The sequence below is a fragment of the Kitasatospora sp. NPDC058243 genome (assembly GCF_042882025.1).
Taxonomy (GTDB): Bacteria; Actinomycetota; Actinomycetes; order Streptomycetales; family Streptomycetaceae; genus Kitasatospora.
Genome location: NZ_JBHVWW010000037.1, coordinates 1 through 11,864, shown reverse-complemented (window position 1 = coordinate 11,864; position 11,864 = coordinate 1). Strand labels below are relative to the sequence as shown.

At 73.2% G+C, this 11,864-nt stretch carries 10 protein-coding genes; all 10 read left to right on the top strand.

Annotated features, from left to right (window positions below; all coding sequences use genetic code 11):
- Nucleotides 1-212 precede the first annotated feature (212 nt).
- The 10 genes from ACFVX9_RS23415 (at nucleotide 213) to ACFVX9_RS23370 (ending at nucleotide 11,781) form a co-directional block, all read left to right on the top strand.
- Nucleotides 213-1,568, top strand: a complete 1,356-nt coding sequence (locus ACFVX9_RS23415) for a ferric reductase-like transmembrane domain-containing protein (RefSeq protein ID WP_380375301.1) — start codon at nucleotides 213-215, stop codon at nucleotides 1,566-1,568.
- Nucleotides 1,569-1,647: 79 nt separating this feature from the next.
- The gene (locus ACFVX9_RS23410; RefSeq protein ID WP_387983281.1) at nucleotides 1,648-2,169 is read left to right on the top strand and encodes an FMN-binding protein; all 522 of its coding nucleotides are present in this window, start codon (nucleotides 1,648-1,650) and stop codon (nucleotides 2,167-2,169) included.
- Between the two features lie 30 nt (nucleotides 2,170-2,199).
- A complete protein-coding gene (locus ACFVX9_RS23405; RefSeq protein WP_380489572.1) occupies nucleotides 2,200-2,958 on the top strand; it encodes an FAD:protein FMN transferase in 759 nt (252 codons plus the stop codon).
- 195 nt (nucleotides 2,959-3,153) lie between these two features.
- Nucleotides 3,154-3,687: an EF-hand domain-containing protein gene (locus ACFVX9_RS23400; protein ID WP_387983279.1), complete on the top strand. Its 534-nt coding sequence runs from the start codon at nucleotides 3,154-3,156 to the stop codon at nucleotides 3,685-3,687.
- A 207-nt stretch (nucleotides 3,688-3,894) separates the two neighbouring features.
- Nucleotides 3,895-4,782 (top strand): SAM-dependent methyltransferase, encoded by an 888-nt coding sequence (locus tag ACFVX9_RS23395; RefSeq protein WP_387983277.1) that lies wholly within the window; start codon nucleotides 3,895-3,897, stop codon nucleotides 4,780-4,782.
- Between the two features lie 102 nt (nucleotides 4,783-4,884).
- Nucleotides 4,885-5,643, top strand: a complete 759-nt coding sequence (locus ACFVX9_RS23390; protein WP_363374465.1) for a DeoR/GlpR family DNA-binding transcription regulator — start codon at nucleotides 4,885-4,887, stop codon at nucleotides 5,641-5,643.
- Nucleotides 5,644-5,860: 217 nt separating this feature from the next.
- The gene (locus tag ACFVX9_RS23385) at nucleotides 5,861-7,129 is read left to right on the top strand and encodes an extracellular solute-binding protein (protein WP_387983276.1); all 1,269 of its coding nucleotides are present in this window, start codon (nucleotides 5,861-5,863) and stop codon (nucleotides 7,127-7,129) included.
- 43 nt (nucleotides 7,130-7,172) lie between these two features.
- Nucleotides 7,173-8,102 carry a sugar ABC transporter permease gene (locus tag ACFVX9_RS23380; RefSeq protein WP_363374460.1) on the top strand — a complete coding sequence of 310 codons (930 nt, stop codon included), beginning with the start codon at nucleotides 7,173-7,175 and terminating at the stop codon, nucleotides 8,100-8,102.
- Between the two features lie 23 nt (nucleotides 8,103-8,125).
- On the top strand, nucleotides 8,126-8,974 hold the full coding sequence (locus ACFVX9_RS23375; RefSeq protein WP_387983329.1) for a carbohydrate ABC transporter permease: 849 nt from the start codon (nucleotides 8,126-8,128) through the stop codon (nucleotides 8,972-8,974).
- Between the two features lie 152 nt (nucleotides 8,975-9,126).
- Nucleotides 9,127-11,781, top strand: coding sequence for a TIM-barrel domain-containing protein (locus ACFVX9_RS23370; protein WP_387983275.1), 2,655 nt, complete (start codon nucleotides 9,127-9,129; stop codon nucleotides 11,779-11,781).
- Nucleotides 11,782-11,864 lie beyond the last annotated feature (83 nt).

The following is an 11,864-nucleotide window of genomic DNA, read 5'->3' as shown; positions in this document are numbered from 1 at the left end:
GCGGTCGGCCGCCTTCATCCTGGCCCACCGCGATGAGAAAGCCCTGAGACCGGCAGTCGCCCGGGGAGCCCGCTCCACCCGCCCTGACCTGCGGCGACACCGCCGGGGGCGACGGGGGCGACGGCACCGGTTCAGAGCCGGCTCAGAGGTTCCGGTGCGATCGTGGTGCGCCCCGGCGGTGCTCGCCCGCCGGGCCCGAAGGAGGATCCCCGATGGCCACCGCCGCCCCGCCGAGACCCGCCGCCCGCACCCGCCGGGCGGCCCCGCGCCGCCCGGCCGCCGCCCGGCCGGACGCGGTGCTGGGCCTGATCGCCGCCGGGGCGCTCGGCGTCCTCGCACTGTGGTGGTCCGACACCCCTGCGGTCGCCGGCGCGGCCGGCTGGCTGACCGGGGCGGGCCGGATCACCGGCCTGCTCGCCGGGTACACGGCGCCGGTGCTGCTCCTGCTGATGGCCCGGCTGCCACCGGTGGAGCGCGGGGTAGGCGCCGACCGGCTGGCCCGCTGGCACGCGTTCGGCGGGCGCTGGCTGGTCGCCGTGGTGACGGTGCACGTGCTGTCGGTCGTCTGGGGGTACGCGCTGACGGACGGGCGCGGCCTGTTCGGCGAGGGCGTGGAGATCGTCCTCCACTACCCCGAGATGCTCAAGGCCGCGCTGGGCACCCTGCTGATGCTGGGCACCGGCGCCGTCTCCGCCCGGGCCGCCCGCCGCCGCCTCCCGTACGAGGCCTGGTACTACCTGCACCTGGCCACCTACCTCGCGGTGGCGCTCGCCTTCGGCCACCAGCTGGCCACCGGCGCCGACCTCGGCGACGGCCCGGCCCGCGCCGCCTGGTACGCGCTCTACCTCGGCACCGCCGCCCTGCTGGGCTGGTACCGGCTGGCCCGGCCCTGGCTGCTCGACCGCCGACACCGGCTGCGGGTGGCGGAGGTCCGGCGGGAGGGGCCGGGCGTGGTGTCGCTGTTCCTGACCGGTCGGCGGCTGGACGAACTCCGGGCCGAGCCGGGCCAGTTCTTCCGCCTCCAGTTCCAGGCGCCCGGCCTGCGGTGGGCCGCCAACCCGTACTCGCTGTCCGCGCCGCCGCGCCCGGACTTCCTGCGCTTCACCGTCAAGGATCTCGGCGGGCACAGCGCCGCGGTGGCCGCGCTGCGCCCGGGTACCCCGGTGCGCGCCGAGGGCCCGTACGGGGCGTTCACCGGGCGGCTGCAACGGCGGCGCCGGGTGCTGCTGCTCGGGGCGGGGGTGGGGATCACCCCGCTGCGGGCGCTGTTCGAGACGCTGCCGGGCGAACTGACCCTGGTCCAGCGGGCCGGGCGCCCGGAGGACGTGCTGTTCCGGGCCGAGCTGGCGGAGGTGGCCCGGCGGCGGGGCGCCGCGGTGCACGAACTGGTCGGCCCGCGGGCGCGGATCGGCGACCTCGGCCGCGCGCTCGCCCGGCTCGTCCCCGACCTCGCCGAGCACGAGGTCTACCTGTGCGGGCCGGACGCGCTGGCCGAGGAGGCCGTCCGTTCGCTGCGGGCCGCCGGGGTGCGGGCGGGGCGCATCCACCGGGAGTCCTTCGACTTCTGAGCCCGCTCGCCGAGCCCGCCGGACCTGCTCAGCCCGTCCCACCACGCCACCTCCGCCACACCCCCGAGGAGCCCCGCCCATGCGCCGAGCCGTCGTCACCGGTGCCGCCACCGCGGCCGGAGTCGTCCTGCTGCTCTCCCTCAAACCGCACGGGGCCGCCGGGCCCGCGCCGGTGATCAGCTCCGGCGGCGCGGGCTCGTCCGGCGCCACGGGTTCGTCCGGCACCACGGGCTCGTCAGGCACCGCCGCCGGGGCCTCCGACGCCACCGCTGGGCCGTCGGGCTCCCCCAGCGCACCGGCCGCCGGTGCCGCCGGCGCCGGCGGCACCCGGAAGGTCACCGGCGACGCCGTGAACACCCGCTACGGCCCCGTCCAGGTCGAGGTCACCCTCGCCGGCAGCCGGATCACCGCCGTCGACGTCGTCAAGTACCCCACCGAGGACCGCCGGGACCGCGAGATCAACAGCTCCGCGCTGCCCCTGCTCAACCAGGAGGCGATCGCCGCACAGAGCGCCGGGATCGACGTGGTCAGCGGCGCGACCTTCACCAGCGACGGCTACGTCCGCTCCCTGCAGAGCGCGCTCGACCGCGCCGGGCGGTGAGGCGCGGTGCTCCGCCACGCCGAACCCGTCATGGGCACCGTCTTCTCGATCGCCGTCCGCGATCCCGGCCCGGACACGCCCGCCGCGCTCCGCCGGATCGCCGACCGGCTGCACCGGATCGACGCGGTGTTCTCGCCCTACCGGCCGGACAGCGACATCAGCCGCCTCGACCGGGGCGAACTCGCCCTCGCCGACTGCGATCCGCAGGTCCGCGTCGTCCTGGCGGCCTGCCGCGAGGTCGCCGCGCAGACCGACGGCTTCTTCACCGAGCGGCCCGGCGGCCGGCTCGACCCGAGCGGCTGGGTCAAGGGGTGGGCGGTCGAGGAGGCGGCCGGGCTGCTGGCCGCCGCCGGGGCCCGGCAGTACTGCGTCAGCGGCGGCGGGGACGTGCAGACCGCCGGCGGCCCGTGGCGGATCGGGGTCGCCCACCCGCTGCGGCCGGGCGCGCTGGCCGCCGTGCTGGGCGGCGACGGCCTCGCGGTGGCCACCTCCGGCACCGCCGAGCGCGGCGCGCACATCCTCGATCCGCACACCGGCCGGCCGGCGTCCGGCCTCGCCTCGCTGACCCTGGTCGGCGCCCCCGGCACCGGGATCGCCCGCACCGACGCCTGGGCCACCGCCGCCTTCGCGATGGGCCCCGACCGCGCGCTCGCCTGGGCCGCCCGGCAGCCCGGCGTCGAGGCCCTCGCCGTCCTGCCCGACGGGACCAAGCGCTGGACACCCGGCCTGCCCCGGCACCTCCCGCCCACCGGCCCCGCCGACTGGCGGCCGGCCGCCCCGGCGGCCTGAGCAGGGCCGTTTGCGCGCCAACTGGCTTTCGAACGCTGATAGTTCACTCCATCAGGTGAAGAACTCGATCATGACTCATCCGCTCCGACCCGGGTGGCCGATAGTGGGGAGACCGATCGGACGCACACCATCCGGTCCCACCGGAACGCGTGGACCCACGGACACGCGTGAACCCACGGAAAGAGGTAGCGGCACATGCCCACCGAGGCCACCCGGCGGATCGACCTCGTCTTCTCCCTGTTCGACGCCAACCGCAACGGCGTCGTCGAGGTCGACGACTTCAACCTGATGACGGCCCGCGTGGTCGCGGCCGCCGCCGATTCGGACGAGGCCGCGAAGGCCGCGATCCGCGCCGCCTTCCGGCGCTACTGGACCACCCTGGCCGGCGAGTTGGACACCAACGGCGACGGCGTGATCAGCCGCGAGGAGTTCGGCGGCTTCGTCCTCTCGCCCGAGCGCTTCGGCCCCACCGCCGGCGAGTTCGCCGACGCCCTGTCCGCGCTCGGCGACCCGGACGGCGACGGCCTGATCGAGCGCCCGCTGTTCGTGGCGCTGATGACCGCGATCGGCTTCGAGCACGCCAACATCCACGCCCTCTTCGACGCCTTCGGCCCCACCCCCGAGGACCGCATCACGGTGGCCGTCTGGGCCGCCGGGATCCGCGACTACTACGCCCCGGACAAGGCCGGCATCCCCGGCGACCTGCTGGTGGGCCAACCCGCCGCCTGATCTCCCCGGGGCGCGCCCGCCCCGGATCGGCTGAGCGACGGCGCCGCCGCCCCGCGCCTGCCCGGCGGCGCCGTCCCACGCTCCACGCACCGGGCCCACGGCGCCCGCGCCACCACCCACGACCGGTCCGCCGTCCAGCCTGTCCGGCCGATCCTGCCGGACAGGACCTGGTCGCGGCTTCCCGAAGTCCGAACACCAGGAGGGACCATGGCCACCGCCGCCCGCCCCCGTGCCGGCGTCGACGAGGGCGTCGGACCGACCGCCCTGATGGTCGCCGCCGCCCGCGCGATCGAGACCCACCGCCCCGACGCCCTCGCCCGGGACGCCCACGCCGAGCACTTCGTGCGCGCCGCCCGGTCCTCCGCGCACTGGCCGGTCCACCCCCGGGACGTCCCGGACGGCGAGGCCGATCCGCTCTGGGGGCGGCTCGGCCGCTACTTCGCCCTGCGGACCAGGGCGTTGGACGACCAGCTGCTGTGGTCCGCCCACCTGGGCGTCCGCCAGGTGGTCCTGCTCGGCGCCGGCCTGGACACCCGGGCCTTCCGGCTCGACTGGCCCGCCGACCTCGCCGTCTTCGAGGTCGACCGGCCCGAGGTCCTCGCGTTCAAGCAGCGCGTCCTCGACCGGCTCGACGCCCGGCCGGCGGCGCGCCGCGTGCCGGTGGCCGCCGACCTGCGCGGCGACTGGGCCGGCGCCCTCACCGCGGCCGGCTTCCAGCCCGCCGAGCCGACCGCCTGGCTCGCCGAGGGCCTGCTGCCCTATCTGCCCGCCGCCGCCGAACAGCGGCTCGCGGCCGCCGTCGACCGACTCGGCGCCGCCGGCAGCACCTTGGCGTACGAGGCCAGGCTCGGACCGGAGTCCGCAGCGGTCCGCGACAACCCCGTCTACACGACCGCCCGCGAGCGGCTCGGCGTCGACCTGCTCGCCCTGTTCGACGCCGGGCCCCGCCCCGACACCACCGCCGATCTCACCGCGCGCGGCTGGTCCACCACCGTCCACACCCCGTTCGACTTCACCCGCCACTACGGCCGCGGCCCCCGGCCCGAACCCCACGACGCCTTCGCCGCCGACCGCTGGGTCTTCGCCACCCGGTGACGCCCCCGCTCCGGGCCGCCCGGCCGGCTTGCGCGGTTCTGCGCACAGTCCGCCGCCCCACGGGCCCGGCGTGATCCAACGGACACGCCCTAGACTTCGGCCATGCTCAAAGCCGACCGTACCGCCCGGATCCTCGCCCACATCACCGAGGCGGGCAGCGCCGATGTGCACGAGCTGGCCGGTCTCCTCCAGGTGTCACCGGCCACCGTCCGCCGGGACCTCCAGGAACTGCACGAGCAGGGCCTGCTGCACCGCACCCGTGGCGGGGCGGTCACCGGTGCCGTCAACCTCGAACTGCCGCTGCGCCACAAGCACGGGACGCGGCAGGCCGAGAAGCGGCGGATAGCGCTGGCGGCCGACCGGCTGGTACCGGACGGCGCCGTGGTGGGCCTGACGGGCGGCACGACGACGAGCGAGCTGGCCCGGGTGCTGGCCGAGCGCGGCGGGATCACCATCGTGACCAACGCGGTCAACATCGCGGCGGACCTCATCGTCCGGCCGGACGTCCGCCTGGTGGTGGTCGGCGGCCTGGCCCGGACCACGAGTTACGAGCTGGTGGGGCCGGCCGCCGACCGGATGCTCGCCCAGTACCACCTGGACCTCGCGTTCATCGGGGTGGACGGCCTGACGGCGCAGGAGGGCTGCACCACGCACGACGAGATGGAGGCCCAGACCGACCGCGCGTTCCTGCACGCCAGCGCGCGCTCGGTGGTCCTGGCGGACAGCACCAAGATCGGCCGGGTGACCTTCGCCAAGATCTGCCCGCTCGCCGAGGTGCACGACCTCGTCACCGACGACGAGGCCACCGCCGCGCAGGAGAAGGCGATCGCCGCCTGCGGGGTCCGGGTCGCACGCGTCTGACCTGTTCACGCGGGGTGCCCGGCCGGGGAGAACCGGCCGGGCTCGCTGTTGCACCGCCAGTTGTCATGCAACGGTCCGATAACGACATCCGGGCGACACCTCGACCCCGCCGGTCCGCCTCGTGAATACTGCCCGACGCCACGCTCTTTCGAATCTGCTCAGAACCAGCGCTCTTCAAGCAACTAGGATCAAGCGGCGTACGAAGGCGGTAACTGCGGTGAACACACGTGTACGTGCCCTCTGGGCGGTCTGTGCCGTCGGCGCGCTCGCCCTCACGGCGTGCGGCGGCAGCAGTGGCGGGTCCTCCCCGAACGGCGCCGTGACGCTCAAACTCGTCGCCGCCGACTACGGCGAGAAGGAGTCCAACAGCTCCAAGGCCTACTGGAACGGCGTCGCCACCGCGTTCACCGCGGCCAACCCCGGCATCAAGGTCGACGTCCAGGTGATGAACTGGAACGACATCGACAAGCAGGTCAAGACGATGATCCAGAGCGGCAACGTCCCCGACGTCCTGCAGACCGGGGGCTACGCCGACAAGGTCGCCGACGACCTCCTCTACAAGGCCGAGGACGTCCTGTCCGCCGACACCCGGGCCGACCTCATCCCGAGCTTCGCCGACGCCGGCCGGGTCGACGGCGTGCAGTACGGCATCCCGTTCGTCTCCTCCGCCCGCGCCCTCTTCTACAACAAGGCCGTCTTCCAGCAGGCCGGCATCACCCAGCCGCCCACCACCTGGGACGAGGTGCGCAAGGACGCCGAACTGATCAAGGCCAAGGCGCCCGGGGTCACCCCCTACGCGCTGCCGCTCGGCCCGGAGGAGGCCCAGGGCGAGAGCATGATCTGGGAGCTCGGCAACGGCGGCGGCCCCACCGCCAAGGACGGCACGTACGCCATCGACAGCCAGGCCAACGTCGACACCTTCCGCTGGCTCAAGACCAACCTCGTCGACACCGGCCTGACCTACGCCAACCCGGCCACCACCGACCGCAAGACCGCCTTCGCCGACTTCGCCGCGGGCAAGGCCGCCATGGCCGACGGCCACCCCTCGCTGATCCAGATGTCCAAGGACGGCAAGGTCGACTACGGCGTCGCGCCCGTCCCCGGCAGGACGGGCCCGCTCGCCTCCACCCTCGGCGTCGCGGACTGGACGATGGCCTTCAAGAAGAACGGCCACCGCGACCAGATCAGGAAGTTCCTCGACTTCGCGTACTCCAAGGACAACACGCTCGCCTTCGACGAGACCTACAACCTGATGCCGGTCACCCAGGGCACCCTGCGCGAGATGACCGCCAGCGGCAAGCACAAGGACCTCGAACCGTTCTTCGCCCTCCTGCCGAACGCCGCCTTCTACCCGCTCGGCAACACCACCTGGGACGCGGTCTCGGCCGAGCTCAAGAAGAGCATCGGCACCGCCGTCGCCGGCGACCCGGCCAAGGTGCTCGGCGACCTGCAGAAGAAGGCCCGGGACGCCGTCGCGAACAAGTAGGGCACGCCCGCCCTGGCCCGCGCCCCGTCCGAAAGGCACCGCCGTGTCCCTCGACTCCCCCACCCCCCAGGCCTCCGGGCCCGGCCGGCCCGCCCGGACGGGCTCCGGCCCCGGCCGGCTCGGACCGCTGCCGTGGATCGCCCCGGCCGTCCTGCTGATCCTGGCCGTCGTCCTGTGGCCCGTCTACGAGATGGTCCGCACCTCGTTCCTGCGCATCAGCACCAGCGGATTCGTCCGCGGCTCCGCCGGGCTGGACAAGTACCGCAAGCTCTTCGGCGAGGCCGACCTCGGCCGGGTGCTGCTCTCGACGGTGGTCTGGACGGTGGCCGTCGTCGGCCTGACGATGGCGCTCTCGCTCGGCCTGGCCCAGCTGTTCAACCAGCGCTTCCCCGGGCGCAGGTTCGCCCGCTGGGCCCTGATCGCCCCCTGGGCCGCGTCCGTCCTGATGACCGCCATCGGCTTCCGGTGGATGCTCGACCGGACGGCCGGCGTGCTCAACACCGCGCTGACCGACCTCGGCCTGGTCGACGGCCCCCGGGACTGGCTCGGCGACCCGTCGACCGCCTGGCCCTGGATGGTCCTCGTCGCCGTCTTCGTCTCGCTGCCGTTCACCACCTACACCCTGCTCGCCGGCCTGCAGACCGTCCCCGGCGAGCTGTACGAGGCGGCCCGGGTGGACGGCGCCTCCCCGTGGCAGGCCTACCGGAGGATCACCCTGCCGCTGCTGCGCCCGGCCTTCCTGGTCGGCCTCGTGATCAACCTGATCAACGTCTTCAACTCCTTCCCCGTCATCTGGGGCATGACCCAGGGCGGCCCCGGCAGCGCCACGGCCACCAGCACGGTGTTCATGTACCAGCTGAAGAACACCGACATCGGCGAGTCCGCGGCCATGTCGGTGGTCAACTTCGCCCTGGTGGTGCTGATGGTGCTCGTCTTCCTCAAGGTCGGCCGCTGGAACGGGGAGGAGCGTTGACGGCCCGCCCGCCCGCGCGCCGGATCCGGCCGCAGACCGAGCCGCGGATCCGGGCTCGGATCCGGCCGCGCACCCTGGTCATGGCGGCGGCCGCCTGGCTGCTGGCGGCGGTCTTCCTGCTCCCGTACCTGGAGATGGCCGTCACCGCGCTGCGCCCCGCCGACGAGCTGCGCGACGCGGGCTACCTGCCGCACCACCCCGCCTGGTCCAACTTCGTCGACGTCTGGCGCGAGTCGACGCTCGGCGCCAACCTCAAGGTCACCCTGCTGGTCTCCGGCGGCTCCACCGTGCTGGCGCTGCTGGTCGCGCTGCCCGCCGCGTACTGCACCGCGCGGTTCAGGTACCGGGGCCGCAAGCTCTTCCTGCTGCTCGTGCTGGTCACCCAGATGTTCCAGCCGACCTCGCTGCTGGTGGGCCTCTACCGCGAGTTCTACCAGCTGGACATGCTCAACTCGGTCTGGACGCTGATCCTCTGCAACGCCGCCTTCAACCTGGCCTTCGCCGTCTGGATCCTCACCGCCTACATCGGCTCGATCCCGGTCGAGTTGGAGGAGGCCGCGCTGCTCGACGGCCTCGGCCGGCTCGGGGCGCTGCGCCGGGTGGTGCTGCCGCTGGCCATGCCCGGCGTGGTCACCGCGGTGATCTTCACCTTCATCTCCGCCTGGAACGAGTTCGTGATGGGCCTGACCCTGTCGACGGCCCCGGAGAGCCAGCCGCTGACCGTCGGCATCAACGGCTTCATCGGCAACTACACCGTGGAGTGGAACTACCTGTTCGCCGGATCGGTGGTCGCGATCGTGCCGGTCGTGGTGCTGTTCGCCGTCATCGAGCGCCACGTGGTCTCCGGCCTGACCGCCGGATCGGTGAAGTAGCCCCGGCCGTCCGGGGTGTCGAGAACGGCGACTCTGCCATTGACATGGACCGGCCATAACTGTGAATGTTGCTTGTATTCCCCCATGTTCAAGCAGCTTCGCGCAGTAAGTGAACATCTCTTGCTCATCCGACGGGAGAACACACCGTGCGCTTGGTACGACCTCGCCTCCGCCGGGCCGCCCTCACCGTGGCCCTCACCAGCATCGCCGCCATCGCCGGGCCCGCCCTGCCGGCCCGCGCCGCCACCCCCGGCTCCGCCGTCCTCGACGGCAGCCACCAGAGCACCACCTGGCAGAGCCCCACGTACGCCAAGGGCACCCTCGGCGGCGCCGCCTCCTGCCCGTCCGCCGCCCAGGACCCGGACGGCACCGTCTGCGGCCGCTTCGACCTGACCGTCGACGCACCCGCCGGCTACTGGGACGACAACCCCGAGGGCGGCGTCCCGCTCTCGATCCAGTGGCAGAACCCCACCGACGACTTCGACCTCTACATCTACGACGCCAACGGCAAGGAGGTCGCCGAGAGCGCGGGCACCGCCAACCCCGAGGCGACCGTCATCCCGAAGGCCTCGGGCACCTACCACGTCCTGGTCGTCCCCTACGACGTGCACGGCGGCTCCTTCACCGGCCGCGCCTACCTGCCGCAGACCGCCGACGCGGGAAACCTCACCTCCTTCTCCGGCGGCCAGGGCAGCTACGACATCGCCGCCGGCACCCTCAAGGCCAAGGTCGACTTCCTCGCCGACGACCAGCTGCGGCTGCGCGCCGCCCCGGACGGCGTGCTCACCGACCCGGCCGGCAGCACCATCATCCGCAAGCAGCCCGAACTCCAGCGCAGCACCTCGTCGTTCGACGCCGGCGACTACTACGGCATCCGCTCCAAGGACCAGGTGCTGCGGGTCTACAAGCACCCCCTGAGGTTCGGCCTGTACAAGGCCGACAACCGCACCGCCGTCTGGCAGGAGGACGCCCCGCTGCGCTGGTCCACCAGCGGGCTGCGGCAGAGCCTGGTCCGCGGCGCCGACGAGCAGTTCTTCGGCGGCGGCGAGCAGAACGGCTCCTTCTCCCACCGGGACAAGACCGTCCACGTCGCCAACAGCACCAACTGGAACGAGGGCGGCTACAACAACTCGCAGCCGTTCTACATCTCCACCGCCGGCTACGGCGTCTTCCGCAACACCTTCGCCCCGGGCAGCTACGACTTCGGCTCGCCCGTGCGCACCGGACAGCAGGAACGGCGCCTGGACGCCTACTACTTCACCGGTGACGTCAAGTCGGTGATCGGCAAGTACACCGCCCTGGTCGGCAAGCCCTTCATGCCGCCCGTCTACGGCCTGGAGCCCGGCGACTCCGACTGCTACCTGCACAACGCCAACCGCGGCGAACGCCACACCACCGACGCGCTCAAGGTCGCCGACGGCTACGTGCAGAACCAGATGCCGCTCGGCTGGATGCTCGTCAACGACGGCTACGGCTGCGGCTACGAGAACCTCGCCCAGACCGGCGAGGGCCTGCGCAAGAACCACGCCCAGCTCGGGCTCTGGACCCAGAACGGCCTGCCCGACCAGGCCGCCGAGGTCAAGGCCGGCGCCCTGGTGCGCAAGCTCGACGTCGCCTGGGTCGGCAACGGCTACGACTTCGCGCTGAACGCCTGCGACCAGGCCAAGGCCGGCATCGAGGACGGCAGCGACGCCCGCGGCTTCGTCTGGCTGCCCGTCTCCTGGGCCGGCGCCCAGCGCTGCGGCGTCCTGTGGAGCGGCGACCAGAGCCTGTCCTGGGACTACATCCGCTGGCAGATCCCCACCTACGCCGGCGCCACCATGTCCGGCATCGCGTACAACACCGGCGACGTCGGCTCCATCTACCGCCGCGCCCCGAAGATGTACACCCGCGACCTCCAGTGGAAGTCCTTCCTCCCGGCCATCATGACCATGGACGGCTGGGCCAAGGACATGGCCGGCAAGGAGCAGCGCGACCAGCAGCCCTGGCTGGACGGCGAGCCCTACACCTCGATCAACCGCAAGTACCTCCAGCTGAAGGAGCGGCTGCTGCCGTACATGTACACGCTGTCGGCGGAGGCCACCAGGACGGGCATCGGCGCGGTGCGCCCGCTCGCCCTGGAGTACCCGGACGACCCGGCGGCCCTCGGCCCGAACGCCAAGTACGAGTTCCTGGCCGGGCCGGACTTCCTCGTCGCGCCGGTCTACTCCGACACCTCGGTGCGCGACGGCATCTACCTGCCCAAGGGCACCTGGACCGACTACTGGACCGGGCGCACCTACCAGGGCCCCACCACGATCAACGGCTACTCCGCGCCGCTGGACACCCTGCCGCTGTTCGTCAAGGGCGGCTCGATCGTGCCGATGTGGCCCGAGGGCACGCTGTCCTGGGAGAACCGGGACCGCACCCGGCTCGACTACGACCTCTACCCGCAGGGCGACTCCTCCTACACCCTGTACGAGGACGACGGCGTCACCCGCGGCTTCGCCGCCGGCGCCTCGGCCACCCAGCGGGTGGACGTCCGCGCCCACGGGCCGGTCACCGTCGTCAAGGTCGGTGCCAGCGTGGGGAGTTACACCGGCAAGCCGGCCGCGCGGGGGTACCGCTTCACCGTGCACGGCAAGCCCGCCCCGCGCCTGGTCGTCACGCAGGGCGGACCGCTGCCCCGGCTGGACTCGGCGGCGGCGCTCGACTCGGCCGCCTCGGGCTGGTACCACGACGCCGCGACCGGGGTCACGCAGGTCAAAACGCCTGCCGTCTCCACCGACCACGGCTTCTCCGTCGAACTGATCCACGGCGGCCGCTGACCGGCCGGACGCCGCAGGGCCCCCCCGCGAACCCCTGCCAGGGGGCCCTGTGGCGCTCCTAGGCCCCTGTGTCCGGGGCCGTC

Coding starts and splice junctions, on each gene's coding strand:
- ACFVX9_RS23390 (WP_363374465.1), top strand. CDS start 4,885: ATGCTCAAAGCCGACCGTACCGCCCGGATCCTCGCCCACATCACCGAG.
- ACFVX9_RS23395 (WP_387983277.1), top strand. CDS start 3,895: ATGGCCACCGCCGCCCGCCCCCGTGCCGGCGTCGACGAGGGCGTCGGA.
- ACFVX9_RS23410 (WP_387983281.1), top strand. CDS start 1,648: ATGCGCCGAGCCGTCGTCACCGGTGCCGCCACCGCGGCCGGAGTCGTC.
- ACFVX9_RS23405 (WP_380489572.1), top strand. CDS start 2,200: ATGGGCACCGTCTTCTCGATCGCCGTCCGCGATCCCGGCCCGGACACG.
- ACFVX9_RS23415 (WP_380375301.1), top strand. CDS start 213: ATGGCCACCGCCGCCCCGCCGAGACCCGCCGCCCGCACCCGCCGGGCG.
- ACFVX9_RS23400 (WP_387983279.1), top strand. CDS start 3,154: ATGCCCACCGAGGCCACCCGGCGGATCGACCTCGTCTTCTCCCTGTTC.